Source organism: Ruegeria sp. BH8 (assembly GCF_056538065.1).
The window spans coordinates 44,634-70,558 of the sequence record NZ_JBQFSP010000014.1 but is presented as its reverse complement, the minus strand read 5'-3'; the positions used below and the strand labels follow the sequence as shown (position 1 = coordinate 70,558).

The window sequence follows — 25,925 nt, the reverse complement described above, 5'->3', positions numbered from 1 at the left end:
CTATCGCCGAACAGGGAAACCTCGACCAACTCATGCAGAAAAACGGACCCTTCAAAAACCTCTTCGACCAACAGTTCAATAAACACAAACAAAAACAAAAAGTCGCTCAGTAATGAGAGGGGGAAGAACTGAGCGCAAAGCTCTTTTCAGGCCAAAAATCTCCTGATTGCCACGTACCGCTGAACAGAGGGCTTCCGCCATTCACGTAATATGCGCATGTTTGACGCGCATATCGTGTGATGGTAAAATGGCGCAGTTCAGAGGGTAATCAAATGAATGCTCCATCTCGTAGACCGACAAATCTATCACTGGATGGCGATATGCTGTCCGAGGCGCGGGATCTGAAGATCAATCTTTCCCGCGCAGCCGAAGACGGCATTCGGGCCGCAGTCGCCAGCGCAAAAGCGGAACGCTGGAATGCCGAAAACAAGGCCGCACTTGAGAGTTCCAACGCGTATGTCGAGCGTAATGGCTTACCGCTGGACACCTACCGACAGTTCTGATGCCAAAATACGACGTGTTCCCCAACCCGTCAGGTGACGGGTATCTTCTGGACATCCAGAGCGATCTGCTGAGCGGGTTGAACACACGCGTCGTCGTGCCCCTGCTTCCCGAAGCGACCGCGCCGATCCCAGCCACCCGGCTCAATCCCGTCTTTGATATCCAGGGCAAACCGTTTGTAATGGCAACCCAATTCATGGCTGCCGTTCCGGTGGGCATTCTAAAATCGCCGGTCGACAACCTTGATGATCACTTTGCGCAGATCACCGCCGGCGTCGACATGCTAATGCAGGGATTCTGACAAGCTTCTGGCCCTTGGAGAACCAAGAGCCAGGAACAAGTATGATAATGAAGATCAGTCGTACAGCACTGCCGCGATCTTTGGATCGTCGATGTTGGATGCGTCGTAATAGTAGAACCCGGTATCAATCAGGGCAGGAACTTCTTCGCCCTTCATCGCGGCCACAGCAGCCTTGACGGTTTCATACCCGATGCCCACGGGATTCTGAGTGATTGCACCCGCCATCAGCCCGCTTTTGATCGCATCTTTCTGGGCCTTGCCACTGTCATATCCGATGATGGTCAGCCCCTCGGTCCCCAGTTCCTGCACACCATTCACCACACCGATGGCCGAGCCTTCGTTGGTGCCGAAGATGCCATTCAGATCGGGGTTCGCCGTCAGGATCGCTTTGGTCACCTCGGTCGATTTCAGGTGGTCACCCTGACCGTATTGAACCGTGACAACTTCGATGTCCGGGTATTTTTCAGCAATGCGATTGACGAAGCCGTCGCGCCGGTCGATGCCTGTGCGGCTGGTCTGGTCATGCGCAACAACGGCGACTTTGCCTTTGCCGCCAATCATCTCGGCCATCTTGTCCGCAGCCAGCGCAGCCGCGGCCTGATTGTCTGTTGTTGCTGTAGAAACTGGGATGTCGCTGTCAACGCCACTGTCAAAAGCGATGATCGGAATGCCTTTTTCATCAGCTTGCTTCAGCAGTGGAATGGCGGCCTGGCTGTCCAGAGCGGCAAAACCGATGGCCTTGGGGTTATTGGCCAAGGCCGCCGCCAGCATGTCGATCTGACGATCCACCATGGTTTCGTTGTCCGGGCCTTCAAAGGTGATCGTGACACCGTATTCCTCGGCGGCCTGTTCCGCACCGGACTTTACCGCCTGCCAGAACTGGTGCTGAAACCCTTTGGACACCAGCGGAATATATATGTCTTCCGCTGATGACATAGTTGCAGGTATCGAAAGGCTGGCCGCACTCAGGGCCCCCAAAATGAAACGACGTGTTAGCATGTCTTCTCCTCCAGTTGGTCTTCGTTTCTGATTTTTGTGACTGTTCAACCTGTCTTCCTGCGCCGCGCCATATCGGCGTAAACGGCCAGAATGATGATCGCGCCGGTGACAACGGTCTGCCATTCCTGCGCGACGGACAGCACTCGCAAACCATTGGTCAGAACTGCCATGATCAGGGCACCGATCAGGGTTCCAAGGATTGTACCACGCCCACCGGACAGGGACGTGCCCCCGATCACGACGGCAGCGATGGCTTCCAGCTCGTAGCCAAGCCCCAGCGCGGGCTGCGCCGAATTCAGTCGCGACGCGATCAGAATTCCACCGATACCGCAGATCCCACCTGCCAGAGCGTAAATACGCATCTTCCAAAGATCGGTATTCACCCCCGATAGGCGCACCGCCTCTTCGTTTGATCCCAGCGCAAAGGTGTATCTGCCCAGAACCGTGCGCCCCAGAATGTACGAAGCTGCAATGGCAACAAGGAAAAGGATCAGCACGCCATTGGGGATCGGTAATGCGGGAAAAACCTTTCCGATCAGCGACCCGCGCGAAATCTGGTCAAAGCCCGGCGTGTCGTTGAAGTAGATGGGCCGCGTGCCGGAAATCACCAGCGACAACCCTTTTAGGATCAGCATCATACCCAGCGTGGCAATGAAGGGCGGGATTTTCATCTTGGCGACAAAGGTGCCCGAGCACAGCCCGCAGAACGCACCCGCCGCAATCGCTGCCGTAACCCCCAACAACAGTGGCATTCCGAGATAGGTCAGCACGACACCGGCGATAACGGCACAGAATGTCATCAGAGTTCCCACGGACAGGTCGATCCCGCCAGTTATGATGACCAATGTTGCAGCAACCGCCAGCACCCCATTGACCGATGTCGCCTGCAAGATGGCGATCATGTTTGAAGTTTGCATGAAGTTCGGCGACGCGATTGAAAACCCGATCAGCAAGGCAATCAAGCTGGCGAAGGCCAGCAGCTTTTGGTAGGCGCCGCTTTCCGAGAGCCCCGCCAGTGGGCTTTTCTTTTCGATTTCCGTTGCTGAGGTCATTACGCTGTTCCTGTTATCTGCATCGCCGCCGCCCGCTGCGTCGCCAGATGCATGATGTCTTCCTGAGTGGTGGCTTTGCCGCCCGGCAAAATGCCGGTCAGTCGGCCTTCGCACATCACGGCAATGCGATGGCTTAGGCGCATGATCTCGGGCAGTTCCGACGAAATCACGATGATCGTCTTGCCCTGCCCGGCCAGTTCTTCCAGCAGCTTGTAGATTTCAGATTTTGCGCCCACGTCGATACCGCGCGTGGGCTCATCGAAAATCAGGATATCGCAATCCCGCAGCAGCCATTTGGCAATGACAACTTTCTGCTGATTGCCGCCGGACAGCAGGCGTACCTCCTGCGTGTCCGAAGGCGTGCGAATGCCCAGCTGCGTGATGTAACCCTTGGCCGTCGTGCTGATTTCACCATCGTTCAGAACACCGACACGTCCGGTGAACATATCCATCGAAGCCAAGGCAACATTGTCACGAACGCTCATCCCTGTGGCGAGGCCGAAATGCTTGCGATCCTCGGAAAGATAGCCGATGCCCGCCTTGACGGCATCGGATGGTGTCCTGATCGAGACCACCTGCCCATGCACCCGGATTTCTCCGCTATCTTTGGGATCAGCCCCGAAGATTGCCCGCGCAACTTCGGTACGTCCGGCCCCCATCAGCCCGGCAAAGCCCAGGATCTCACCCTTCAGGACCGAAAAGCTGACATCGCGGATTTCGTGACCCCGACACAGCCCAGTCACTTCCAGCGAAACCTCGGCATCGCTCAGATCGGGGGGGGCCAGCGGCTCTTCCTTGACTTCGCGACCTACCATCATCGCGATAATCTGGCTGATCGGCGTTGCTGCCGCGTCAACGGTGCCAACGTATTCTCCGTCGCGCATCACCGTAACCCGGTCAGCAATCTGCTTCAGCTCATCCATTTTGTGGCTGATATAGACAATGCCCACGCCTTCAGCCTTCAGACGGCGGATGATCACGAACAGCTCGGCAATTTCAGCATCGTTCAGGGCCGCGGTCGGTTCATCCATGATCAGAACCCTGGACCGGTAAGAAAGAGCCTTGGCGATCTCGACCATCTGTTGTTTCGCAATGGTCAGACTGCCGACCTGCGCCTTGGGGTCGAGGTTTAGGTTCATGGACGCAAAGATCTCGGCCGTATGTGCATTCAACGCAGCATCGTTCAGTCGGCCAAACCGTTTACGAGGTTCGCGGCCGATAAAAATATTCTGTGCCACTGTCAGATCATTCATCAGGCTCAGTTCCTGATGGATGATGCCGATACCCAAAGCCTGCGCCTCGCGTGGCGTGGTTGGGTTTGCATCACGTCCTTCGATTTGCAATGTGCCACCGTCGCGCTGATAAATCCCCGAGAGGATTTTCATCAGCGTGCTTTTTCCCGCGCCGTTCTCGCCCATCAGCGCATGGACTTCACCGGGCACCAGATCGAACTGCACTGATTTCAGCGCATGGACTCCGGGAAAGTGTTTCTCGATCCCCGACATGTCGACCAGTTTTTTCATTTATCCTCCCAAACACCCCTCTCCCCAAGGGGTGGTGCCGCCTACATCACCGCGCCGATTTGCCAGGGCACAAATTCGACCCCACCAAAGCCAAGTTCTTCGCTTTTTGTTTGTTCACCCGATGCGACGCGGATCAGCATTTCGAACAGCTCTTCGCCTTTTGCCTCAATGCTCACACCGTCTGTGACGATATCCCCACAGTTCAGATCCATGTCTTCCGACATCCGGGCATACATTTCGGAATTGGTAGCCAGCTTGATGCAGGGTGTTGGTTGATATCCCGAAACCGAGCCCCGCCCGGTGGTGAACACGATCAGGTTCGCGCCTGACGCTACCTGCCCCGTGACCGAGCATGGATCAAAACCGGGGCTGTCCATGAAAACAAAGCCGGCCTTGTCGATTTTCTCGCCGAACTTGTAAACACCGCGCAAGGGCGCGGTGCCGCCCTTGGCGACGGCGCCAAGCGATTTCTCAAGAATGGTCGTCAACCCGCCGCGCTTGTTGCCCGGGCTTGGGTTGTTGTTCATCTCGCCGCCGTTGCGCTGTGTATACCCCTCCCACCAGCGAATGCGTTCGATCAGCTTTTCCCCGACCTCAACGGTCTCGGCCCGCCGGGTCAAAAGGTGTTCCGCGCCATAGATTTCCGAGGTTTCGGACAGGATCGTCGTACCGCCATGCCGCACCAACAGATCCGACGCATAACCCAAAGCAGGATTGGCGGTGATCCCGGAATACCCATCCGACCCGCCGCATTGCATTCCGACCGTTATCGCACTGATCGGCGCAGGTTTGCGTTCGGCCTTGTTCGCGAGGTCGGCAATCCCGCGCAGCTCGTTCAATCCACGTTCAATGGTACGGCGTGTGCCGCCCTCACTCTGAATGGTCATGTAACGCAGCACGCCATCAGGACGGATCGGACGACCGCCAACCAGATCGGCCACCTGCATCACCTCGCAGCCCAAACCGATCAACAGGATACCGGCGAAATTCGGGTGCTGGGCATATCCCGCCAGCGTTCGAAACAACGTGGCGTAGCCTTCATCTTTGCCCGACATGCCGCATCCAGTGCCATGAACGATCGGGACGATACCGTCCACATTCGGGTACGCGTCCAATAAGCCCCGTTTCTCGGCGGCTTCGGCGATGAACCGCGCCACGGAGCCAGAGCAATTCACCGTTGTCAAAATGCCGATGTAGTTGCGCGTGCCGACCTTGCCATCGGCGCGGTGGAAGCCCTGGAAGATACGGTCGCCTGAAATCTCGGGCAGCGGCGCGTTCGCGCTTGCATATGCGTAGTCCTGCTGATGCGCCCCCATACCCAGATTATGGACATGAACATGCTCGCCCGCGGCGATATCCGCTTTGGCCTGACCTATGATCTGTCCATAGCGGATCACATTTTCACCCGCCGCAATCGGGGCGGTGGCGATCTTGTGCCCGCGTGCGATGTCCGTGGGAAGCCGTATCGATATCCCATCCGGTTGCGCGTCGGCTTTCAGGTCGCGCAACGCGATGATCACGTTGTCATCCGGGTTCAGCCGGATTGTGTCACGGGCCGGGCCTCCCGGGGTTTTGATCTCTGAAACTGGGCGCATGGATTCCCCGCTTGTTCGCCACAGAGCTACGGGGATAATCCACTCTTGTCAACTAACATGTTAGTATGATAGTTCAGATTCATGAACCACCCATATGACATTGACGCCACCCGCCTGCCCGACATTTCAACATTTGAGGGATCGCTTGCGCAGCGGGTTTACCAATCCATCAAACAGGCGATCCTGGCACTGGATTTCCCTCCCGGTGCCAATCTGAGAAAGGCACCAATCTGCACGCGCCTGGGTGTATCCCGCGCACCTGTCGCGGACGCCATCACCAGGCTTGCCGCCGAAGGACTGGTGGATGTGGTGCCGCAATCGGGTACACGCGTGTCCTATTTCTCGATGGATGAAATACGCGAAGGCGCCTTTCTGCGAGAGGCCCTGGAGCTGGCAACTGTGGCCAAGGTTGCGCGTGACCTGACCGATGATCAGCGCAAAAAGCTGAGCCGCAACGTGCGCCTGCAAGAGCTGTTGATCGAAGATGACGACATTGCCGGGTTCTATCACGCGGATGAAGAATTCCACGCCCTGTTGATGGCGTTCACCGGGATGCTTCGCTTGCCGGATGTGGCGCAGACGGTGTCGCTACAGGTCAGCCGCGCGCGTATGTTGCTGTTGCCGACACCCGGCCGCATCGCGGAAACACTGGCCGAACACCGGGCGATATTCGATGCCATCTGCGCCCATGATGAACGTGCAGCACAAGACGCCATGCGCCATCACCTTGGGCAACTGATGCCTCGGATAGAACAGCTGCAACAGGAAAGACCGCAGCTGTTCAATTTACCCCCCCAAAACACCCGAGAGGCAGGATGACCGTTTCGCAAACCGCCCTTCTGAACAACAGGACGTCCCGGCCTGTACCGCTGACCCGCATGGGGTTTGGCGGCGCGCCATTGGGCAATCTTTATCGCAAGGTCTCGGATGCTGATGCGCAGGCTGCGTTGCAATCCGCTTTTGACGCAGGCATCCGGTTCTTCGACACCGCGCCGCAATACGGGTTGGGGCGGTCCGAGTATCGCTTTGGCGAAGCGATCAGGCGGTTTGGGCGTGAGAACATTCAGCTATCAACCAAAATCGGTCGTCTGCTGTTGGATTGCGAACCACATGAGGTGACACCCGAAGCGTTTGTGGACGTTCCGCAGAAACGCATTGTGTTCGACTATACCTATGACGGCGTCATGCGGTCATATGAGGCAAGCCGGGACCGGACAGGTGTTGCCAATGCGGACATTCTTCTGGTGCATGACGTCTGCGCTTTCAGTCAGGGCAGTCAGGAAATGTCAGACGCCAAAGTACGCGAGTTGTTCGATGGCGGCGGGTACAAGGCGCTGGTTGAACTGCGCGATGCAGGTGAGATCGCTGCGATTGGCGCCGGCGTGAATGAATGGCAGGTTTGCGAAAAACTGCTGGGTCTTGGCGATTTCGACGGGTTCCTGCTGGCAGGTCGGTATACGCTTTTGGAGCAGGAAGCTTTGGACAGTTTTCTGCCACTTTGCGAGAAACGCGATGTGGGCATCATTCTGGGCGGGCCGTATAACTCAGGTATCCTCGCCACCGGACCGGTGCCTGGGGCCAAGTATAACTATTCCGATGCGCCTGAGGATATTCTTGAACGGGTGCGCAGGATCGAAACTGTCTGTGCGGCCCATGACACACCGCTGATCGCAGCCGCGCTGCAATTTGTTCTGGGACACCCCGCCGTGAAAACGGTTGTTCCGGGCGCCGTCAATGCGGCCGAGGTTCAAGCCAATGTCGCCCTGCTGGAGCGGACTATCCCCGCCCAGCTTTGGTCAGACCTGCGTACCGAAGGCCTGATCCGGCCAGATGCCCCCTTGCCCAAGGAACCTGTCAATGCTGCGTAACCTCGACCCGCTGTTGTCTCCTGAGTTGCTGTACGCCTTGCGCGCCATGGGCCATGGCGATGACATCGTTATTGCGGACGCCAATTTCCCGGGCTCCAACCTTGGGCCTGACTGCATTCGTGCGGATGGTTCAACGGCAAGTGATCTGCTTGGCGCGGTGTTGTCTGTCATGCCGCTGGACACATTCGTACCCGACCCCGCGCTGACCATGCAGGTTGTCGGTGATCCCGAAGCCGTGCCCGAGGCCGTCGCAGATTTCCAAAAGATCATCGACGCGCAGGCTGACAACCCCGCGCAAATTCAGGGTCTGGACCGGTTCGACTTCTACCAACGCGCGGCATCCGCATTTGCCATCATTCAGACCGGCGAGCGCAGGCTGTACGGCAACATCATCCTGAAGAAAGGCGTGATTGCATGAAGATCGACGCCCATCAGCATTTTTGGGCGCTGGCACGTGGTGACTATGGGTGGCTGACACCGGATTTGGGCCAGATTTACCGGGACTTCGGGCCAGGTGATCTTGCGCCATTGTTGCAAGCACAGGGCATCGACGGGACAATTCTGGTTCAGGCAGCGTCGACCGTCGCCGAAACGAAGTACCTGTTGTCACTGGCGGACAAGACACCTTTTATCAAAGGTGTGGTTGGCTGGGTCGGTTTCGACGCCCCTGATGCGCGTGCACAAATCATCAGACTAGCCACTCATCCCGCTTTGGTTGGTCTGCGGCCAATGATTCAGGATATCGCTGATCCGAACTGGATGCTCGGCGCAGCCCTGAGACCTGCCTTTGAGGCCATCCAATCTAAAGATCTGACTTTCGATGCCCTCACCCTGCCCCGGCACCTGGGGCCGTTGCGTCGCCTTCTGACACAGCACCCGGACATGCGGGTTGTGATTGACCATGGCTCGAAACCTCTGATCCGGGACGGTGCATTTGACGGGTGGGCCGAAGACATGGCCGCCATCGCGCGGGACACCAACGCGTTCTGCAAACTGTCCGGTCTTGTCACCGAAGCTGCACCTGACTGGACGGTTCGGGACCTGTACCCCTATGTGGATCACCTACTGAACACGTTCGGACCATCGCGGTTGATCTGGGGCAGCGACTGGCCGGTCTGCACATTGGCCAGCAGCTATGAACGATGGGTAGATGCAACCGACGAACTGCTAAGCGCACTTTCCTCCAATGACCGTGCGGCCATCCTCGGAGGGAATGCGGCAAAGGCTTATCACATCAGGATTTGACGGTGCCGCACCGAACCCCAAACACGCACTGCTTTGCGCCCGCTGAACCTGCCCAATCTTTTCCCTGAGGCGCGAACAACAAGGCAGTTATCCCCAACACACCACCCGGCTTCGGGAAAATCATGAGGACCAGAATGACATCGCATCAGCCTTCTGACCGACTAAAAGGCAAAACCGCATTCATCAGCGCCGCTGGGCAGGGCATCGGACGTGCCACGGCCGAACTGTTCGCAGCCGAAGGCGCGCATGTCTTTGCAAGCGACATCAACGAAACCACTTTGGCCGGGCTTTCGGAGATCGACAGGATCTCTCCAATCCATCTCGACGTGACAGACGCGCATGCCGTAAAACGTGCCGTGGCTGAATTGCCACCGTTGGATATCCTGTTCAATTGCGCGGGTTACGTGGCAAACGGCACCATTCTTGAGTGCGAAGAGGACGACTGGGATTTCAGTTTCGATCTTAATGTGAAGGCTATGTATCGCCTGATCCGTCTGACCCTGCCCGCGATGTTGAAAAACGGCGGGGGGTCGATCATCAATATGTCCTCGGTCGCATCGTCGATGAAGGGCGTTCCAAACCGGTTTGTATATTGCGCATCAAAGGCTGCCGTAATTGGCCTGACCAAGTCGATCGCCGCCGATTTCGTCACGCAGGGCATCCGGTGCAATGCTATCTGCCCCGGCACCGTTGACAGCCCCAGCCTGCACGAGCGTTTGCGGGCGACGGGCGACTACGAAAAGGCGATGACGGATTTCATCGCCCGCCAGCCGATGGGGCGCATTGGGACTGCCGACGAGATTGCCGAACTGGCGCTCTACCTTGCGAGTGACAGCAGCGCATTTACCACAGGTCAGCCCTTTGCCATTGATGGCGGATGGGCGATTTAATCTGAAAGGGATCACAATATGAAACTACTGCGGTTTGGCGCCTTGGGTGCAGAAAAGCCTGGGCTACTGCACGACGATGGCACAATTCGCGACCTGTCAGGCGTCATCGACGATATTTCGGGCGACGTTCTCAGCGACGAAGGTTTGGCGCGACTGCGCGCGCTGGATCCACAGGATTTGCCGATGGTTGAAGGCAACACCCGTTTAGGGGCGTGTGTCGGCCAAGTGGGCAAGTTCATTTGCATCGGCCTGAACTATGCCGACCACGCGGCAGAAAGCGGTATGGAATTGCCGCAGGAACCTGTGATCTTCTTCAAGGCGACATCGGCCATTATCGGTCCGAACGACACGGTGGAAATCCCGCGCGGGTCCGTCAAGACCGACTGGGAGGTCGAGTTGGGCGTCGTGATCGGCAAGGAAGCTAAATACATCTCCGAGGCCGAAGCGATGGATCACGTCGCAGGTTATTGTGTGGTCAATGACCTGTCAGAACGTGATTTTCAGCTTCACCGCTCGGGGCAGTGGGTCAAGGGCAAGTCGGCAGACACATTCGGCCCCATTGGTCCATGGCTGGTAACGCGGGACGAGGTTGCAGACCCTCAGAACCTGCCGATGTATCTTGAGGTCAACGGCCACCGTTATCAGGACGGCTCGACCCGGACGATGCATTTCGGGGTGGCAACTGTGATCTCACACCTGTCGCAATTCATGTCCCTGCAACCGGGCGATGTGATCTCGACCGGAACTCCGCCGGGTGTAGGCATGGGGCAAAACCCGCAAGTCTATCTGAAACCCGGCGACACGATGGAATTAGGCATCGAAGGCCTGGGTGTTCAAAAACAGAATGTGATCGCGGGATAATCGGGCACAACCAGATGTCAGCCCGAATACATTATCAGGCGAGGTTTCCCTCGCCTGATAATTTTTGACTTAGGCTACCAGATCGAACCGGTCGTTGTTCATGATCTTGGTCCACGCCGCCACGAAATCGCGCACGAACTTCTGGGCATTATCGTCCTGGGCATAGACCTCGGCATAGCCACGCAGGATTGAGTTCGAGCCGAAAACCAGATCCGCGCTGGTTGCGGTGAACCTGACCTCACCCGAGGCACGATCACGCAGCTCATATGTGCCACCGTCAACCGGGTGCCAGCTAAGCGACATATCCGTCAGGTTGACGAAGAAGTCGGTGGTCAACTGACCCACGCGATCCGTGAAGACCCCGTGCGCCGATCCGCCGTGATTGGCACCCAGCACACGCAGGCCACCAACCAGAACCGTCATTTCAGCTGCGGTCAGACCCAGCAGTTGCGCACGGTCCAGCATCATCGCCTCGGGTGATACCGCGTATTCCTTCAGCTGCCAGTTTCTGAACCCGTCCGCCAGCGGCTCCAGCACCGAGAAGCTGTCCGCATCGGTCTGCTCATCTGTTGCGTCGCCGCGACCAGCCGAGAACGGAACCGTCATGTCAAAGCCTGCGGCTTTGATCGACTGTTCCAGACCGACGTTACCCGCCAGAACGATTACGTCGGCGATCGAGGCCCCGGTTTCCGCTGCAATCGGCTCCAGAACGCCCAGCACTTTTGCCAGACGCTCGGGCTCGTTCCCTGCCCAGTCTCTCTGAGGTGCCAGACGGATACGCGCACCGTTTGCGCCGCCGCGTTTGTCCGAGCCACGGAAGGTACGGGCGCTGTCCCATGCGGTGGTGATCATCTCGACCGCGGTCAGACCACTGTCGGCGATCTTTGCCTTGACGGCATCGACGTCATACCCGGTCGAACCGGCAGGGATCGGGTCCTGCCAGATCAGCTCTTCTGTCGGGACGTCTGGGCCATAGTAATTGACGCGTGGCCCCATGTCGCGGTGGGTCAGCTTGAACCACGCGCGGGCAAAGGTGTCAGCAAAGTAATCCGGGTCGGCCATGAACTTCTGACAGATCGCGTTGTATGTCGGATCGATCTTCATTGCCATGTCCGCATCGGTCATCATCGGCATACGGCGAATAGAAGGATCGGTCGGGTCGACCGGCTTTTCATCTTCCGGCATGTCGACAGGCTGCCACTGGTTGGCACCCGCGGGCGATTTTCCCAATTCCCACTCATATCCGAACAGGTAATCGAAAAAGCCCATGTCGAATTTGGTCGGGTTTTTCGTCCACGCACCCTCGATACCAGACGTGAATGCGTTGGTTGCCTTGCCGTTCTGATCGGGGTTGTCCCATCCCAGACCCTGACCGGAGACCGGGCAGGCTTCGGGTTCGGCGCCGATATGATCGCCCGCCATCGCGCCATGCGCTTTGCCGACCGTGTGACCACCACAGGTCAGAGCGGCGGTCTCTTCGTCATTCATCGCCATGCGGGCAAAGGTTTCGCGGATGTGCAGCGCAGTTCTTGCTGGATCCGGGTTACCGTTCACACCTTCTGGGTTCACATAGATCAGGCCCATATGCACCGCACCCAGCGGGTTTTCCAGCGTTCCGGGGGTTTCCAGATCGCCATAACGGTTCTCGGACGGGGCCAGCCACTGGTTTTCCGAACCCCAGTAGACGTCTTTTTCCGGGCCCCAGATATCTTCGCGGCCAAAGCCAAAGCCAAAGGTCTTCAGACCCATGGATTCGTAGGCAACCGTTCCCGACAAAACAATCAGGTCTGCCCAGGACAGCGCGTTGCCGTATTTCTTTTTCACCGGCCAGAGCAGACGGCGCGCTTTATCAAGGCTGGCATTGTCCGGCCACGAGTTCAGCGGTGCAAAACGGATGTTGCCCGAACCTGCGCCGCCGCGACCATCCCCCAGGCGGTACGACCCGGCAGAGTGCCACGCCAGACGGATCATCAGGCCGCCATAGTGGCCCCAATCGGCTGGCCACCAGTCCTGACTGTCGGTCAGCAACGCCTCGACATCTGCGCGGACAGCGTTGAAATCCAGCCCTTTGACTGCTTCGCGGTGGTTGTAATCCGCGTCCATCGGGTTGGTGCGCGTGTCATGCTGGCTCAGAATGTCCAGGTTCAGCGCATCCGGCCACCATTTGGTGACAGAGTTGCCCGTACCCGTGTTCCCGCCATGCAAGACTGGGCAGCCGCCGGATTGGTGATTGTGGGGATTACCGTCCATTGTAAATCTCCTGAGTATTTACCGAGGGGTTCAGATGTCTTGACTCGTACCCCACAGTTTCGATAATTGGAAATTTGTAATTACTATCGTTGCGATTAGTTTTTCCTATGAAGTCACTCACGCTTAAACACCTGCGCTACTTCGAAGCGCTTGCCACCTACCGCCATTTTGGCAAAGCCGCGGCGGCCAGCGCGATTTCGCAACCCGCGCTTTCCATACAAATCAAAGAGCTGGAGGCCATCATGGGTGGCCCCTTGGTCGAACGCGCAGCGCGCGAGACGCGCCTGACCGCGCTTGGCGAAGATGTCCTAAAACATGGCCGCGAAATCCTGACGCGGGTCGAGGATTTGGGGAACCTTGTGCAATCTTCCGCCGGTCCCTTGTCGGGTCGCATCAGAATCGGGGTCATCCCCACGGTCGCGCCTTACTTGCTGCCATCAATCATCAAGGCACTGTCCCAACGATTCCCACAGCTGACGATCGAGCCCAAAGAGACCATCACCCAAACCCTGATCGGCGAAATTTTGGACTCCAGGCTGGATTTTGCTGTTGTCGCTTTGCCTGTCTCGGAACCCAGCCTTCGGGAATTTTCGTTGTTCAACGAAGACTTTCTGCTGGTTCGCCCGGCGCGGGACGCCGGGTTGCCAATGCCAAGTTCGTCACAGCTCAGAACGATGCGGCTGCTGTTGCTGGAAGAAGGGCATTGTTTCAGGGATCAGGCGCTTTCGTTCTGTTCGATCCGCAACATCGAACCGCAGCACATTATGGAGGGCAGTTCTCTGTCCACACTGGTGCAGATGGTCGGGGCGGGCATCGGTGTGACACTGATACCGGAAATGGCGGTGGGGCTGGAAACACGGTCTGCCGACGTGTCCATCGCCCGCTTTCAGGATACTCCACCAACCCGGACCATCGGCCTGATCTGGCGAAAGACCAACCCGCTGGGTGAAAACCTGCTGAAAATCGGTGCAATTATTCGCAAAACTGCCGAGGAAAACGCGGGAGGTCTAGGGCACGCTGACCCGGAACCAAACGGCTGATCACAATCCGCTTTGGTGATTTGCGCGGCAATTACCCGGAAAACACATCATAAGCCTTCAACGCTTTGGCGCTGTAAGCATAAGACGGCCCGCCGCCCATATAGGTCGCCATCGCCAATGCCTCGCACATCTCGTCTCGGGTTGCACCCAGCCGGACAAGGGAACGCACGTGAAACCCTATGCAGCTGTCGCAGCGGGTCGCAATGGCGATGCCAAGGGCCATGAATTCCTTGGTTTTCTCACTTAGTGCGCCATTGGTCTTGGCGGCCTTGCCCATGATGCCAAAGCCGCGCACGGTTTCGGGCACTTCCTGCGAAAAAGTTCCGATATTGGCCTCGGTCTCGGCCATGAAAGCTTTCCAGTCCATATCAATTCTCCTTATCCGCGCTCGTCCGCGCCCATGCGACGCTCCAGCCAGCGCACACCCGCACTGATGATCAGAACCAGGATCAGGTATTCAAAGATCAACAGGGTATAGATTTCCAACGGGCGGTATTCCGTAACCACCAGCTCATTCGCGCGGCGGGTCAGTTCCTGCATCCCGATGACGCTGGCGAATGCACTCATCTTTACGATGTAGATGAACTGGTTTGCCAAGGGCGGCAGAATGCGCCGGATTGCCTGCGGCAGGATCACATAACGCATGGTCTGCACGTAGTTCAGCCCGATGGTCTGCGCCGCTTCGCTTTGACCTCGCGCAATGGATTGAATGCCTGCGCGGTAAATCTCGGCAGTGAAGGCGCTGTCAGAAATCGCCAATGTGATGATCGCACCCCAAAAGGGATCGATGGGGACAATCATGCCCATCGACTTGAACACGATGGGCAAGCCATAAAAGACCCAGAATAGCATTGGCAGCAGGGGAATGGCGCGAATAAATTCAACGTAAACACGGTTAACCAGCCGCCAGCCGCGTTTCTCGGACAATCCCGGCAGGGCCACCAACAATCCGATGATGATCGACATCGCCGCTGCGATCAGTGAAATCTGGATCGTTGCCCCCATCCCCGAGATCAGAAATTTCACATTGATCCAGCCCGATGCAGTGGTCGGGTCGATCACATACCAACCCCAGGTCTGGGAAGACGAACAGCCTACCAGCAGCAGCAAAGGTACAATTAGTAGAAGTTTTTTCATCTGCCCCTCTCAGTGCTGCAGTATCTGAGACAGGAATTTGCGACAGCGGTCAGACTGAGGGTTGGTGAAGAAATGTTCCGGGTTGCCTACTTCGACGATTTCACCAGCATCCATGAATATCATTTTGTCAGCCACTTTCCGGGCAAACCCCATCTCGTGGGTCACGACCACCATGGTCATGCCCTCACTCGCCAGTTCAACCATAACTTCCAACACTTCTGAGATCATCTCGGGGTCCAGAGCCGACGTGGGTTCATCGAACAACAGCGCGCGCGGTTCCATGCACAAGGATCGTGCAATCGCTACGCGTTGTTGCTGGCCACCAGACAACTGCATTGGCTTTTTGTCCGCCTGATCGGGGATATGTACACGATCCAGATAATGGCGCGCTTTTTCCTCTGCGTCCTTCCGGCTCAGGCCGCGCGCTTTGATCGGACCCAAAGTCAGGTTTTCCAAAACGGTCAAATGCGGAAACAGATTGAATTGCTGGAACACCATTCCGACATCGGACCGTATGGTTGCCGTAGACTTGACGTCATCCGACAGCTCAACCCCATCTACCCGAATGATACCTTTCTGGTGTTTTTCCAACCGGTTGATACACCGAACGACCGTGGATTTGCCTGACCCCGAAGGCCCGCAAATCACCACCTTTTCGCCGCTGCTGACCGTCAGGTTAATGTCCTTGAGAACGTGAAACGTGTCATACCACTTATTCACGCCCACAAGCTCGATTGCGGCGCCTGCCATAAGCTGAACTGCCCCCGTTTTTGCCCCATAGTAATATTTTCTTGAGGTTATCTTTCCCTTTGGACTGAAATCAATGAGGATTGCAATCACAAGGTCGTAACGCCACCAACGGGAGATACCTATGAGCGTTTTTTGGAAAGCCGCGGCGGTTGCCGTGTTGGGGCTTGTATTGTCCGGTTCCGCACAGGCGCAATCTGCGCTGAACGAGGTGCTGGATTCCGGCGTTCTCAAGGTTGGTACCACAGGTGACTGGAACCCGATGACACTGCGCGACCCGGCAACCAACAGTTACAAAGGGTACGACATCGACATTATGAATGCATTGGCCGCCGATCTTGGGGTTGAGGTCGAATTTGTCCCCACGGACTGGAAAACACTGGTCAACGGTGTGGTGGCAGGCAAGTACCACTTGACCGGGTCTGCATCGATTTCACCACCGCGCATGAAAGTTGCCGGTTTTTCCGACAGCTATATCTCGGTGGAGCTCTTCCCCTACACAACCAAGGACAAGGCCGACAAGTTCGACGGGTATGACTCGATCAATCAGGCCGGTGTGAAGGTCGCGACGACTTTGGGCACCACATTCGAAAAACGGGTCCGTGAATGGTTTCCAAACGCCGAGATCAAGGTGGTCGAGGCCCCGGCCCGCGGGTATCAGGAAGTAATCGCCGGTCGTGCTGATGTATTCATAACGTCGAACATCGAGGGCTCGACCCTTGAAGAGAAGTTTCCTGTTATCCGCGTGAAAAACGCCGGCCCCCGATCACCTTCGCCGATTGCGATGATCCTGCCACAAGGCGATCAGATCTGGATCAACTATGTGAACAACTGGATCGAAGTGAAAAAAGCGGAAGGTTTTTTTGAAGCAAACCGCGAGAAATGGGGGCTCTGACGCCTTCAAGGACGTGCGGACTTCCTGACGCCCGGTCCTATGGCCCGGGCGTTTTCGTCTGCCATCTGGTTCTTCAGAAAAGAGGATGCAGACACGCGACCTGATGGGTTTCGTCATCCAGTTCAGGCAATGTTTGCCTGCACTGGTCCGTCGCAAGCCAGCATCGTTGCGCAAAAGCGCACCCTTTCGGGATATTCATCGGTGACGGCAACTCGCCTTCCAGCTTGATCCGTTCTTTGCGGGCATCCGGGTCGGCGCGGGGCGTCGTGGACAGCAACGCCTTGGAGTACGGATGTCGGGGTGCCGCGAACAGCTGCTCTTTCGGACCTTTTTCAACCGCGCGCCCCAGATACATAACAATCACGTCATCGGCGAAATGCCGGACAACCGACAAGTCATGTGAAATGAACAGGTAGGCCAGGTTCAGCCGTTCCTGAAGATCGACCAGCAGGTTCAGGATCTGCGATTGAATCGAAACATCCAGCGCCGAAACAGGTTCATCCAGAACCAGCACCTTGGGATCCAGCATAAGCGCCCTTGCAATAGCGATCCGCTGGCGTTGCCCACCCGAGAACATATGCGGATAGCGGTCATAATGTTCGGGGCGCAGGCCTACCATCTCGATCATCTTGCGAGCGTGCTTTTCGCGATCGGCGGCTGTCATCTGTGGCCGGTTGATGATCAGCGGTTCCTGCAGGATCTGGCCGATGCGCTGACGCGGATTCAACGAGCTATAGGGATCCTGAAAGACGATCTGCACCGTCTCTCGCATCTTGCTCCATTGCGAAGGGGTAATTTCGACCCCGTTTATCGTCAGGCTGCCCGAGGTTGGTTCTTCGATCATTGTGATCAGTCTGGCCAGCGTAGACTTGCCACAGCCTGACTCTCCGACAATGGCCAATGTTTTTCCCGGTTGCAGGTCGAAATCCACCCCCGACAGCGCCTTTACGGTTGCGGGTTTGGACAGCAACCCGCCTTTGACCGTGTAAAACCGGGCCAGGGCGTTGGCCTGAACGATAGGTGTGGTCATACCAGCTCTCCGGCGGCAATCTTTTCAACATAGTGACAGCGCGCTTTGCCAAATGCCTCGGCATGAGGGGTCGGCGGGGTCTGAGCGCAGGTCGCATCGGCAAAGCGGCACCGTGGGCTGAAAAGGCATCCTTTTGGCCGGTCGAATTGCCCCGGGACAACACCTGGAATCGTCGGCAGAATCTTGGACGTTGCCCGCTCCGGCAAAGCACTTAGCAGGGCCGTGGTATAGGGATGACGCGGCGTTCGAAACAAATCCCTGACAGGCTGTTCTTCAACCTTTTGCCCGGCATATTGCACCTGAACCCGCTCGGCGGTTTCCGCCACGACACCCATGTCATGGGTGATCAGAACCAGACCCATGCCATGCTCATTACGCAACCGGATCAACAGATCCAGAATCTGCGCCTGAATGGTCACGTCCAGCGCCGTGGTCGGTTCATCCGCGATCAGCAGCTTGGGGTTGCAGGCAATGGCCATCGCGATCACAACCCGTTGGTTCATGCCCCCTGACATCTGATGCGGAAAGGAATTCAGGCGGCTTTCAGGCGCGGGAATGCCAACCTGATCGAACAATTCGACCGCACGCTCGTGACGCTCTTTTCGGTTCAGGCCAAGGTGGATGCGCAATGCCTCTTTGATCTGAAACCCGACAGTAAAACAGGGGTTCAGCGAGGACATCGGTTCCTGAAAGATCATCGCCATGTCCTTACCAATGATCTTGCGCCGTTCGCGGGCCGAGATACCGGACAGGTCACGGCCCTCAAAGCTCATCTCATCGGCGGTGATCGTGGCGGTCCAGGGCAGCAAGCCCATCAGTGCCAGCATCGACACGGACTTGCCCGAACCGCTTTCGCCGACGATGGCCAGCAATTCGCCTTTGTCGACCGACAGATCGACACCGTCCACGGCGCGGAAACTACCCGAAGATGTGGCGAACTCAACAGTCAGATTACGGATCTGCAAAAGGCTCATGCGATCAGCTCCGTTTCAGTTTCGGGTCCAGCGCATCCCGCAACCCGTCACCCATCAGATTGATGGCAAGCACGGTGACCAGAATCGCGAGACCGGGGAAGGTTACAACCCACCATGCGCGCAGGATGAACTCGCGCGCTTCAGCCAGCATGGTGCCCCATTCCGGCGTGGGGGGCTGCGCGCCCATGCCCAGAAACCCAAGGGCCGCCGCGTCCAGAATGGCAGTCGAAAAAGACAGGGCCGCCTGCACGATGATTGGCGCCAGACAGTTGGGCAATACCGTGATGAACATCAGCCGCGACTTGCCAGCACCGGCCACACGGGCCGAGGTCACATAGTCTTTCTGCCGTTCCGCCAGAACCGACGCGCGGGTCAGGCGCACGTAATGCGGTTGAAACACGATGGCGATGGCGATCATCGCATTGGTCAGTGATGGGCCCAGAATGGCGACCAGAACAAGGGCAAGCAGCAGAGACGGGAAAGCCAGGACGATGTCCATCACCCGCATAATCAACGTATCAACCCATTTGGGCGCAAAACCCGACAGAAGGCCGACCATTACGCCGCCCGTTACGGCAACACAGACCACAACGATCCCCACAAAGAAGGAATAGCGTGAACCCATGATCAGCCGCGACAGCATATCCCTGCCCAAAGGATCGGTGCCCAACGGGAAGGCCCAGCTTCCGCCTTCCTGCCAGGCAGGGGGTTGCAGGATATGGTCCCGGAACTGTTCGGTCGGATCATAGGGGGCCAACAAAGGGGCAAAGGCCGCACAGAACACAAAGGCGGCAAAAACCCACAACCCGATCACGGCACCGCGGTTTTCGCTGAAATAGTACCAGAACTCTCGCAGTGCGCTGGGACGATTTTCGGCCATTGGCTGGTTCGACGAAAGCTCGGTCATCATCGTCTCCGGATTTTGGGGTTGATGATGCCGTACAAAACATCGACCAGCAGGTTCACCAGCATCACGATCACCGCGATCATCAGCAAACCCCCTTGCACCACCGGGTAATCCCTGCGGAAAATACTATCGACCATCCACTTGCCGATGCCCGGCCAGCTGAAGATGGTTTCAGTAAGAATTGCCCCCGCCAGCAACGTACCAACCGACAACCCGATCACCGTGACAACCGGTATCAGCGCGTTACGTAGCGCATGCAGCCCGTTTACCCGGGTCGGCGACAACCCTTTTGCACGTGCAGTGCGGATGTAATCCTCGCCCAGAACCTCCAGCATCGCCGACCGGGTCTGACGCGCGATCACTGCCAGCGGAATAGTACCCAGCACAATCGTCGGAAGGATCAGATGACGAACGGCCGACCCGAATGCGCCTTCCTGCCCGGACAAAAGACTGTCGATCAGCATAAAGCCAGTGACACTTGGGAAGTAATAAAGCAGGTCGATCCGACCGGACACCGGTGTCCAGCCAAGATTGCCCGAAAACACGATGATCAGCAGCAGCGCCCACCAGAAGATGGGCATCGAATACCCGACCAATGCCGAAGACATCAGTGCCCTGTCAAAAAACTTCCCCCGGTTCACCGCCGCAATCACACCGGCAGGCAGACCCAATGCGATGGCGAAGATCATGGCGCAGAGCGAAAGTTCCATTGTCGCGGGGAACAGCGAAAAGAACTCCTCCCAGACCGGTTTTTTTGTGACAAAGCTTTCGCCGAGATCGCCCTGCAAAACTCCGGCAAGGTATTCCCAGTATTGCTGCAACACCGGTTTGTCGAAACCCAGCTTTTCTACCATTTCCTGATAGCGTTCTTCAGTCATGCCACGCTCGCCGGCCATGACGATGATCGGATCACCCGGCAACACCCGGATGAACATGAATGAGATCAACGTCACGCCCAGAAAAGTCGGGACGAACAGGCCAATGCGGGTGAGTAAGTAACCAAACATCAGCGACCTATGACTGTAAGCTCTTTGGGGAAATCGGTCAGCGACCGGCAACCATCCACAGTGACAAGCACGTCATCTTCGATGCGAACGCCAAAACTTTCGAGCGCGTAGAGACCTGGTTCATTCGTCCAGACCATGCCCGGCAGAATTTTCTGGTGGTTTCCGCGCATGATATAAGGTGCCTCGTGCACATCCCGGCCAAGCCCGTGGCCCGTTTTGGTACGTATACGATCCGCAAATGGCGAGGCCTCGAGCACGCTGATGACCGCATCGTCGATGTCATGGGCCGTTGCACCCGGGCGGCAAGCTTCGAACCCGGCTTTGTTGGCGCGCAGAACGGTATCGTAGACTTCCCTACCCTCGTCCGATACGTCTTGAACAAAGAAGGTTCGCGTGATGTCAGCGGCAAAACCATCGTTGCAGGCGCCGAAATCGAACAGTAACGCGTCGCCTGCCCTGATCTGGTAGTCGCTGCGTGCTTTCCCATGCGGCCGTGCAGAGTTGTCGGCAGCCGCAACGATTGGCGAAAACGCCAGAGACTCGGCTCCTTCTGCAAACAGCGCCTGTATCAGGGCCTGCTCGACCTGTTTTTCAGTCTGACCGACGCGCACATCTGCAATCACACGACCCAGAGCACGTTCCGAGATATCGATGGCCGCCTGCATCGCAGCAATGTCTTCATCGGTTTTGATAATGCGCAGGCCCGAGATTTCGCGTTCACCGTCAACGATCCGCAAGTCCGGCATAGCACGTGTGAAAGCCACAGAGACAAAAACCCGCATCACCTGACCTTCCACCGCAAGAGAGCGGATCGGCATATGTGCGGCCAAAGCAGTAAACGCATCATCATAACCGGTCTGATCGCGCCAATCGAAAACAGCGCCCTCGAACCCTACAAGATCCCATGACGCCAGTTCCAGATTGGGCACAATCGCTGCGGCCTGTCCCTCAGCCGGGACAATAACCACGAAAGGCCGCTCGTGGCTCATGAAAGCTTTTCCCAAAGCGCGGGTGAAGTTCGGGCCAGGCACAAGAGCTACTGCGTCGACTGACAGGTCCCGTGCCAGTTGACGATATTCGGACAGATCCGGCATTCAGGCCGACCTCCTCAATAAGAAAGCCGGAGCCGCCAAACAGGCGGCTCCGGTGAGTGAGTGGTGGCTTACTCGACGCTCACACCATAGAAGATGTGGCCGCCCAGCGGGTGCACTTTGTAGCCTTGCACCTTGTTGCTCATCGGCATGAATACAACCGAGTGAGCAATGGTTGCCCATGGGGCCTGCTCTTTGAACACGACCTGCGCTTCTTCATACAGCTTGGTCCGCTCGGCCTGATCGGTGCTTTGCTTGGCTTTCAGGATCAGATCCTCGAACGGCTGGTGGCACCATTGTGCACGGTTAGATGCTTCGACCCCGTCACAGCCCAGCAGAACGGCCAGGAAGTTGTCCGGATCGCCGTTATCCCCGGTCCAGCCCAGCAAAACAGCACCATCGCGGTTCAGTTCTTTCGAGCGTGACAGGTATTCGCCCCATTCGTATGAGACGATTTCGACGCCCACACCAACCTTGGCAAAATCCGCCTGGATCAGCTCGGCCATGCGGCGGGCATTGGGGTTATAGGGGCGCTGAACAGGCATCGCCCAGATCTTCATCGACAAGTCCGAGACACCTTCGGCATCAAGCATGGCCTTGGCCGCTTCGGGATCATAGGCATCGTCCACAATAGCGTCGTTATAGCCCCACATGGTTGGCGGGATCGGGTTCTTGGCAGCCTGGCCCGAGCCCTGGAAAACCACGTCGATGATCGCCTGTTTGTCGATCGCCATGTTCAACGCTTTGCGAACCTTGGGGTTGTCGAACGGCGCCATCGTGGTGTTGTAAGCCAGATACCCGACGTTCAGCCCTTCCTGCTCCATCATGTTGATGTCTGCATCATCCTTCATCGCCTGAATGTCAGCCGGGTTCGGGTAAGGCATCACATGGCATTCGCCAGCCTTCAGCTTCTGGTAGCGAACAGACGCGTCCGGCGTAATGGCAAAGATCAGGTTTTCGACCTGCGCCGGTTCCTTCCAGTAGTCGCCATTGGCCGCATAGCGGATCACCGCGTCTTTCTGGTAGGCCACGAACGAGAAAGGCCCGGTCCCGATGGGCGCGGTATTCAGTTTTTCAGGCGTTCCGGCAGCCATCATAGCATCGCCATATTCGGCTGACATGATCGAAGCAAAATCCATCGCCATGTTCGCAACAAAGGGTGCCTCTGGCTTGGACAGGGTGAACTTCACCGTGTAGTCATCAATCTTCTCGATAGAAGAGACCAGATCCGGCATCCCCATACCCTGGAAGTATTCCCACGTGCCGCCAGACACTTGGTTATAGGGGTGGTTCTCGTCCTTTTGGCGCATGAACGAAAAGATTACGTCATCAGCGTTGAAGTCTCGGGTCGGGGTGAATTCGTCATTCGAATGGAATTTAACACCCTGGCGCAGCTTGAACGTGTATTCCAGGCCATCATCACTGGCCTCGACACTTTCAGCCAGACCGGGGATCACATTGGTTGTACCGGTTTCGAATTCAAGCAACCGGTTATAAATGGGATGCGACGAGGCATCAAAGGTAGTCCCTGCGGTAAACAGTGCAGGGTCAAACCCCTCGGGTGAACCTTCGGAACAATACACCAGGGTATTTGCCTGTGCCACGGCACCCGACAGGGCTATTGCCGTGGTTGCGGCCAGAAGATTGAGTTTCATGATTTTCTCCCAGAAATGGACTTGGCAAGACAATCGCAGGGCTCTTTGTCGTCAGAGCGTTCAGTGACAATACAGGTCGTTGCGATATCCCTGACAAATGTATCCAAAATACAAAACCTGTTGTCAACCGGCTCTGTCACTGACTTTCGTGAAAGATTCCTGTTGCCAGGGCGTGTCTTGAACCTGAAAGCGCCCTGCCCCAAGGAAATCACGAAGGGCAACACTTACATTCCACTGGGCCCGGCGGTTTGGCCACAGATATCGACTGTCATTGACCCGAAGTCATTCAGGTAAGAAAGGAATCTAACTTTGACCGTTAGCTGATGAAGCATCCTTGCGCATATCGCGAATGCAATCGTAGCCCAGCCAGAATAAGACTGTCAGTGCAACCAGAAATACGTAGGGAAGCAGCGAGATATGCATAACCAACACGCCATAGAACATGGCGGCGTACGCAGCGATTTGGACTATCACCAACAAACCCCACGCAACCATTCCCCAAAGATTGCGCGCTTTCCTCTGACCGGCCGAGTTGCGCAGGCTCTGACACTCTGCCTCGTTCACCACAGGGGACGCGGCACGCGTTGAATTGAGAATGCCGTTGGTGTCGAGCGCGCTGGATCGACATGCATCGAAACAAGGGGCCGCCTCTCGACAGGTGGGCGCAGTGTGTAGCATTGATTGAGTCCTTGGACATCTGGGGTTTGGCAGCGAGCCTTCACTGTGCCCCAAGACACCGACCCCCTGCACCATGTCGCGCGCGAGATCAGGTTCCACCGTTGCCGTCTTGCAATCATATCCAGCGGAGAAATGCCGATCCTCGCTCAGGCGCAGCATAAAACCGCACAAATAGTCGATTGGCCCGCGAAAACCGCGATCAGATGAGGTCTGAAGAAATTTCTCATGACCCTCGGTGGCTCATGACTTTTGGCGCGGTTTCGGAAGCGCACTAACCACCGAACAGGGACTTCGCATGCTTCCAGCGCTCTATTCTACTGCGTCCTTCGATGCTGAGGGCGAATACCCTGTACGCGTACCATGATCTCCTCGTTAGATAACCCAATAACTTCTAATAGGGGTTTCGGTTCAGGTATCGCTTACAAGTTCATTTGTGTACAAATTGGTAAGATTGCGCTCAAGTACGTGTCATATCCAGCCTCCGAGGATGCCATGCCGATTGAACACGCCCCCTTCAGCCAAGCGGAATATGACCGCAGGATCGCCAAGACCCGAAGCGCTATGGAAAAAGCGGGGTTAGAGCTACTGTTTGTCACCGACCCTTCGAACCAGGCTTGGCTGACTGGCTATGATGGTTGGTCCTTTTACGTGCATCAGGGCGTATTGCTCGGCATGGAAGGTGAGCCGATTTGGTGGGGACGCCAGATGGATGCATTGGGTGGGTTGCGCACATGCTGGATGTCCAGGGACAACATTCGCGGCTATGCAGACCACTACGTTCAATCAACCATACGCCATCCCATGCAGGATCTGGCTGGCCACATTCGCGCACTCGGGCTGAGCACCGCCCGCATCGGCGTTGAGATGGAGAACTATTACTATTCCGCAAAGGCACACGAGGTTTTGGGCAAGGAATTGCCCGAAGCGACGCTGGTGGATGCGACGGCACTTGTGAACTGGCAGCGTCTGATCAAGTCGGAAGAAGAAATTGTCTTTATTAGAAAGGCGGCCCGGATTTCCGAAAAAGTAATCCAAACGGCCATTGATCGCGCCGCGGTGGGCGTGCGCAAGAACGACCTTGTCGCAGATATCCTTCATGCCGGGATTACCGGGGTTGAGGATGATTGGGGGGATTACCCGGCCATTGTCCCTTTGACACCCTCAGGGCTGGATGCCACTGCCGCGCACCTGACATGGAATGGCGCGCCGATGAAAGAAGGTGAGGCAACATTTTTCGAACTATCAGGCTGCTATCGGCGGTACCACGCTCCGCTTTGCCGCACGGTATTTCTTGGCACTCCGCCGCCAGAAATGCGGGACGCGGAACGCGCGCAGATCGAAGGGATAGCGGCGGGTTTAGAGGCTGCACGGGCTGGCAATCGGACAAGCGACATTGCAACCGCTTTTCTTAAGGTTCTTGCCCGTCACGGACTCGAACGGGAGGGGCGCATGGGATACCCTATCGGCCTGAGCTATCCGCCAGATTGGGGCGAACGGACAGCGTCGATCCGCGCCGAAGACGAGACCATTCTGCAACCGGGCATGGTTTTCCATTTCATGCCTGCGCTATGGATGGACAGCTGGGGGCTTGAGACCACGGAAACCATTCTTATCACTGAAAACGGCCCCGCCGAAGCCCTGTGCAATATCGAGCGAAAGCTCTTTGTGAAAGACTAAGC

General features: G+C 56.8%; 26 protein-coding genes. 11 read left to right on the top strand and 15 right to left on the bottom strand.

What is annotated here, in order from left to right; genetic code table 11:
• Positions 1 to 272: 272 nt before the first annotated feature.
• The gene (locus tag ACR0AD_RS18215) at positions 273 to 503 is read left to right on the top strand and encodes a type II toxin-antitoxin system CcdA family antitoxin (protein WP_480484666.1); all 231 of its coding nucleotides are present in this window, start codon (positions 273 to 275) and stop codon (positions 501 to 503) included.
• On the top strand, positions 503 to 802 hold the full coding sequence (locus ACR0AD_RS18210; RefSeq protein WP_480484665.1) for a CcdB family protein: 300 nt from the start codon (positions 503 to 505) through the stop codon (positions 800 to 802). The genes ACR0AD_RS18215 and ACR0AD_RS18210 overlap by 1 nt, the downstream gene beginning before the upstream one ends.
• A 54-nt stretch (positions 803 to 856) precedes the next feature.
• Here ACR0AD_RS18210 and ACR0AD_RS18205 read toward each other — a convergent pair whose 3' ends face one another.
• Genes ACR0AD_RS18205 through ACR0AD_RS18190 form a run of 4 tightly spaced genes read right to left on the bottom strand, consistent with a single transcriptional unit; the run spans position 857 to position 5,971 of the window.
• A complete protein-coding gene (locus tag ACR0AD_RS18205; RefSeq protein ID WP_480484664.1) occupies positions 857 to 1,801 on the bottom strand; it encodes a substrate-binding domain-containing protein in 945 nt (314 codons plus the stop codon).
• Positions 1,802 to 1,845: 44 nt separating this feature from the next.
• Positions 1,846 to 2,853, bottom strand: coding sequence for an ABC transporter permease (locus ACR0AD_RS18200; protein WP_480484663.1), 1,008 nt, complete (start codon positions 2,851 to 2,853; stop codon positions 1,846 to 1,848).
• On the bottom strand, positions 2,853 to 4,376 hold the full coding sequence (locus ACR0AD_RS18195) for a sugar ABC transporter ATP-binding protein (RefSeq protein WP_480488852.1): 1,524 nt from the start codon (positions 4,374 to 4,376) through the stop codon (positions 2,853 to 2,855). Before ACR0AD_RS18195 ends, ACR0AD_RS18200 begins: the two co-directional genes overlap by 1 nt.
• Positions 4,377 to 4,417: 41 nt before the next feature.
• Complete coding sequence (locus ACR0AD_RS18190) at positions 4,418 to 5,971, bottom strand: UxaA family hydrolase (protein ID WP_480484661.1); 1,554 nt, start codon at positions 5,969 to 5,971, stop codon at positions 4,418 to 4,420.
• A gap of 81 nt (positions 5,972 to 6,052) precedes the next feature.
• On the opposite strand from ACR0AD_RS18190, the gene ACR0AD_RS18185 reads away from it, so the two are divergent.
• The 6 genes from ACR0AD_RS18185 (at position 6,053) to ACR0AD_RS18160 (ending at position 10,835) form a co-directional block, all read left to right on the top strand.
• A complete protein-coding gene (locus ACR0AD_RS18185; RefSeq protein WP_480484660.1) occupies positions 6,053 to 6,790 on the top strand; it encodes a GntR family transcriptional regulator in 738 nt (245 codons plus the stop codon).
• Positions 6,787 to 7,839, top strand: coding sequence for an aldo/keto reductase (locus ACR0AD_RS18180; protein WP_480488850.1), 1,053 nt, complete (start codon positions 6,787 to 6,789; stop codon positions 7,837 to 7,839). The genes ACR0AD_RS18185 and ACR0AD_RS18180 overlap by 4 nt, the downstream gene beginning before the upstream one ends.
• On the top strand, positions 7,829 to 8,257 hold the full coding sequence (locus tag ACR0AD_RS18175; RefSeq protein ID WP_480488848.1) for an RbsD/FucU family protein: 429 nt from the start codon (positions 7,829 to 7,831) through the stop codon (positions 8,255 to 8,257). The genes ACR0AD_RS18180 and ACR0AD_RS18175 overlap by 11 nt, the downstream gene beginning before the upstream one ends.
• Positions 8,254 to 9,084 carry an amidohydrolase family protein gene (locus ACR0AD_RS18170; protein ID WP_480484657.1) on the top strand — a complete coding sequence of 277 codons (831 nt, stop codon included), beginning with the start codon at positions 8,254 to 8,256 and terminating at the stop codon, positions 9,082 to 9,084. The genes ACR0AD_RS18175 and ACR0AD_RS18170 overlap by 4 nt, the downstream gene beginning before the upstream one ends.
• A 134-nt stretch (positions 9,085 to 9,218) precedes the next feature.
• Positions 9,219 to 9,974: an SDR family oxidoreductase gene (locus ACR0AD_RS18165; protein ID WP_480484656.1), complete on the top strand. Its 756-nt coding sequence runs from the start codon at positions 9,219 to 9,221 to the stop codon at positions 9,972 to 9,974.
• Between the two features lie 18 nt (positions 9,975 to 9,992).
• Positions 9,993 to 10,835 (top strand): fumarylacetoacetate hydrolase family protein, encoded by an 843-nt coding sequence (locus ACR0AD_RS18160; RefSeq protein ID WP_480488846.1) that lies wholly within the window; start codon positions 9,993 to 9,995, stop codon positions 10,833 to 10,835.
• Positions 10,836 to 10,904: 69 nt separating this feature from the next.
• Here the strand turns inward: ACR0AD_RS18160 and katG are convergent, their stop codons facing one another.
• Positions 10,905 to 13,085, bottom strand: coding sequence for a catalase/peroxidase HPI (gene katG / locus ACR0AD_RS18155; protein ID WP_480488844.1), 2,181 nt, complete (start codon positions 13,083 to 13,085; stop codon positions 10,905 to 10,907).
• Positions 13,086 to 13,192: 107 nt separating this feature from the next.
• On the opposite strand from katG, the gene ACR0AD_RS18150 reads away from it, so the two are divergent.
• Positions 13,193 to 14,125 (top strand): hydrogen peroxide-inducible genes activator, encoded by a 933-nt coding sequence (locus ACR0AD_RS18150; protein WP_480488842.1) that lies wholly within the window; start codon positions 13,193 to 13,195, stop codon positions 14,123 to 14,125.
• 31 nt (positions 14,126 to 14,156) lie between these two features.
• Here ACR0AD_RS18150 and ACR0AD_RS18145 read toward each other — a convergent pair whose 3' ends face one another.
• From ACR0AD_RS18145 to ACR0AD_RS18135, 3 genes are read right to left on the bottom strand one after another with little or no spacing between them, the layout of a single operon-like run.
• The gene (locus tag ACR0AD_RS18145) at positions 14,157 to 14,492 is read right to left on the bottom strand and encodes a carboxymuconolactone decarboxylase family protein (RefSeq protein ID WP_480484652.1); all 336 of its coding nucleotides are present in this window, start codon (positions 14,490 to 14,492) and stop codon (positions 14,157 to 14,159) included.
• A gap of 11 nt (positions 14,493 to 14,503) precedes the next feature.
• Positions 14,504 to 15,262: an amino acid ABC transporter permease gene (locus ACR0AD_RS18140; protein WP_480488840.1), complete on the bottom strand. Its 759-nt coding sequence runs from the start codon at positions 15,260 to 15,262 to the stop codon at positions 14,504 to 14,506.
• Between the two features lie 9 nt (positions 15,263 to 15,271).
• Entirely contained in the window at positions 15,272 to 16,012 is a 741-nt protein-coding gene (locus ACR0AD_RS18135) for an amino acid ABC transporter ATP-binding protein (protein ID WP_480488839.1), read from the bottom strand.
• Positions 16,013 to 16,133: 121 nt separating this feature from the next.
• Here ACR0AD_RS18135 and ACR0AD_RS18130 point away from each other — a divergent pair, with 121 nt between their 5' ends.
• The gene (locus ACR0AD_RS18130; RefSeq protein ID WP_480488837.1) at positions 16,134 to 16,904 is read left to right on the top strand and encodes a transporter substrate-binding domain-containing protein; all 771 of its coding nucleotides are present in this window, start codon (positions 16,134 to 16,136) and stop codon (positions 16,902 to 16,904) included.
• 73 nt (positions 16,905 to 16,977) lie between these two features.
• Here ACR0AD_RS18130 and ACR0AD_RS18125 read toward each other — a convergent pair whose 3' ends face one another.
• From ACR0AD_RS18125 to ACR0AD_RS18095, 7 genes are all read right to left on the bottom strand, one after another.
• The gene (locus ACR0AD_RS18125; RefSeq protein WP_480488835.1) at positions 16,978 to 17,934 is read right to left on the bottom strand and encodes a dipeptide ABC transporter ATP-binding protein; all 957 of its coding nucleotides are present in this window, start codon (positions 17,932 to 17,934) and stop codon (positions 16,978 to 16,980) included.
• Positions 17,931 to 18,908 (bottom strand): ABC transporter ATP-binding protein, encoded by a 978-nt coding sequence (locus ACR0AD_RS18120; RefSeq protein WP_480488833.1) that lies wholly within the window; start codon positions 18,906 to 18,908, stop codon positions 17,931 to 17,933. Before ACR0AD_RS18120 ends, ACR0AD_RS18125 begins: the two co-directional genes overlap by 4 nt.
• A 4-nt stretch (positions 18,909 to 18,912) precedes the next feature.
• Positions 18,913 to 19,815: an ABC transporter permease subunit gene (locus ACR0AD_RS18115; RefSeq protein ID WP_480488831.1), complete on the bottom strand. Its 903-nt coding sequence runs from the start codon at positions 19,813 to 19,815 to the stop codon at positions 18,913 to 18,915.
• Positions 19,815 to 20,822 carry an ABC transporter permease subunit gene (locus tag ACR0AD_RS18110; protein WP_480477613.1) on the bottom strand — a complete coding sequence of 336 codons (1,008 nt, stop codon included), beginning with the start codon at positions 20,820 to 20,822 and terminating at the stop codon, positions 19,815 to 19,817. The genes ACR0AD_RS18115 and ACR0AD_RS18110 overlap by 1 nt, the downstream gene beginning before the upstream one ends.
• The gene (locus ACR0AD_RS18105) at positions 20,822 to 21,916 is read right to left on the bottom strand and encodes a M24 family metallopeptidase (protein WP_480488829.1); all 1,095 of its coding nucleotides are present in this window, start codon (positions 21,914 to 21,916) and stop codon (positions 20,822 to 20,824) included. The genes ACR0AD_RS18110 and ACR0AD_RS18105 overlap by 1 nt, the downstream gene beginning before the upstream one ends.
• A 68-nt stretch (positions 21,917 to 21,984) precedes the next feature.
• A complete protein-coding gene (locus ACR0AD_RS18100) occupies positions 21,985 to 23,568 on the bottom strand; it encodes an ABC transporter substrate-binding protein (protein WP_480488827.1) in 1,584 nt (527 codons plus the stop codon).
• A 303-nt stretch (positions 23,569 to 23,871) separates the two neighbouring features.
• Entirely contained in the window at positions 23,872 to 24,246 is a 375-nt protein-coding gene (locus tag ACR0AD_RS18095; protein ID WP_480488825.1) for a hypothetical protein, read from the bottom strand.
• 492 nt (positions 24,247 to 24,738) lie between these two features.
• Here ACR0AD_RS18095 and ACR0AD_RS18090 point away from each other — a divergent pair, with 492 nt between their 5' ends.
• Positions 24,739 to 25,923, top strand: a complete 1,185-nt coding sequence (locus ACR0AD_RS18090; RefSeq protein WP_480488824.1) for a M24 family metallopeptidase — start codon at positions 24,739 to 24,741, stop codon at positions 25,921 to 25,923.
• The last annotated feature ends 2 nt before the right edge of the window (positions 25,924 to 25,925 follow it).

Coding starts and splice junctions, on each gene's coding strand:
- ACR0AD_RS18150 (WP_480488842.1), top strand. CDS start 13,193: ATGAAGTCACTCACGCTTAAACACCTGCGCTACTTCGAAGCGCTTGCC.
- ACR0AD_RS18125 (WP_480488835.1), bottom strand. CDS start 17,934: ATGACCACACCTATCGTTCAGGCCAACGCCCTGGCCCGGTTTTACACG.
- ACR0AD_RS18090 (WP_480488824.1), top strand. CDS start 24,739: ATGCCGATTGAACACGCCCCCTTCAGCCAAGCGGAATATGACCGCAGG.
- ACR0AD_RS18200 (WP_480484663.1), bottom strand. CDS start 2,853: ATGACCTCAGCAACGGAAATCGAAAAGAAAAGCCCACTGGCGGGGCTC.
- ACR0AD_RS18145 (WP_480484652.1), bottom strand. CDS start 14,492: ATGGACTGGAAAGCTTTCATGGCCGAGACCGAGGCCAATATCGGAACT.
- ACR0AD_RS18100 (WP_480488827.1), bottom strand. CDS start 23,568: ATGAAACTCAATCTTCTGGCCGCAACCACGGCAATAGCCCTGTCGGGT.
- ACR0AD_RS18210 (WP_480484665.1), top strand. CDS start 503: ATGCCAAAATACGACGTGTTCCCCAACCCGTCAGGTGACGGGTATCTT.
- ACR0AD_RS18160 (WP_480488846.1), top strand. CDS start 9,993: ATGAAACTACTGCGGTTTGGCGCCTTGGGTGCAGAAAAGCCTGGGCTA.
- ACR0AD_RS18165 (WP_480484656.1), top strand. CDS start 9,219: ATGACATCGCATCAGCCTTCTGACCGACTAAAAGGCAAAACCGCATTC.
- ACR0AD_RS18120 (WP_480488833.1), bottom strand. CDS start 18,908: ATGAGCCTTTTGCAGATCCGTAATCTGACTGTTGAGTTCGCCACATCT.
- ACR0AD_RS18130 (WP_480488837.1), top strand. CDS start 16,134: ATGAGCGTTTTTTGGAAAGCCGCGGCGGTTGCCGTGTTGGGGCTTGTA.
- ACR0AD_RS18135 (WP_480488839.1), bottom strand. CDS start 16,012: ATGGCAGGCGCCGCAATCGAGCTTGTGGGCGTGAATAAGTGGTATGAC.
- ACR0AD_RS18110 (WP_480477613.1), bottom strand. CDS start 20,822: ATGTTTGGTTACTTACTCACCCGCATTGGCCTGTTCGTCCCGACTTTT.
- ACR0AD_RS18205 (WP_480484664.1), bottom strand. CDS start 1,801: ATGCTAACACGTCGTTTCATTTTGGGGGCCCTGAGTGCGGCCAGCCTT.
- ACR0AD_RS18115 (WP_480488831.1), bottom strand. CDS start 19,815: ATGACCGAGCTTTCGTCGAACCAGCCAATGGCCGAAAATCGTCCCAGC.
- ACR0AD_RS18105 (WP_480488829.1), bottom strand. CDS start 21,916: ATGCCGGATCTGTCCGAATATCGTCAACTGGCACGGGACCTGTCAGTC.
- ACR0AD_RS18195 (WP_480488852.1), bottom strand. CDS start 4,376: ATGAAAAAACTGGTCGACATGTCGGGGATCGAGAAACACTTTCCCGGA.
- ACR0AD_RS18185 (WP_480484660.1), top strand. CDS start 6,053: ATGAACCACCCATATGACATTGACGCCACCCGCCTGCCCGACATTTCA.
- ACR0AD_RS18095 (WP_480488825.1), bottom strand. CDS start 24,246: ATGCTACACACTGCGCCCACCTGTCGAGAGGCGGCCCCTTGTTTCGAT.
- ACR0AD_RS18140 (WP_480488840.1), bottom strand. CDS start 15,262: ATGAAAAAACTTCTACTAATTGTACCTTTGCTGCTGCTGGTAGGCTGT.
- ACR0AD_RS18175 (WP_480488848.1), top strand. CDS start 7,829: ATGCTGCGTAACCTCGACCCGCTGTTGTCTCCTGAGTTGCTGTACGCC.
- katG (WP_480488844.1), bottom strand. CDS start 13,085: ATGGACGGTAATCCCCACAATCACCAATCCGGCGGCTGCCCAGTCTTG.
- ACR0AD_RS18180 (WP_480488850.1), top strand. CDS start 6,787: ATGACCGTTTCGCAAACCGCCCTTCTGAACAACAGGACGTCCCGGCCT.
- ACR0AD_RS18190 (WP_480484661.1), bottom strand. CDS start 5,971: ATGCGCCCAGTTTCAGAGATCAAAACCCCGGGAGGCCCGGCCCGTGAC.
- ACR0AD_RS18215 (WP_480484666.1), top strand. CDS start 273: ATGAATGCTCCATCTCGTAGACCGACAAATCTATCACTGGATGGCGAT.
- ACR0AD_RS18170 (WP_480484657.1), top strand. CDS start 8,254: ATGAAGATCGACGCCCATCAGCATTTTTGGGCGCTGGCACGTGGTGAC.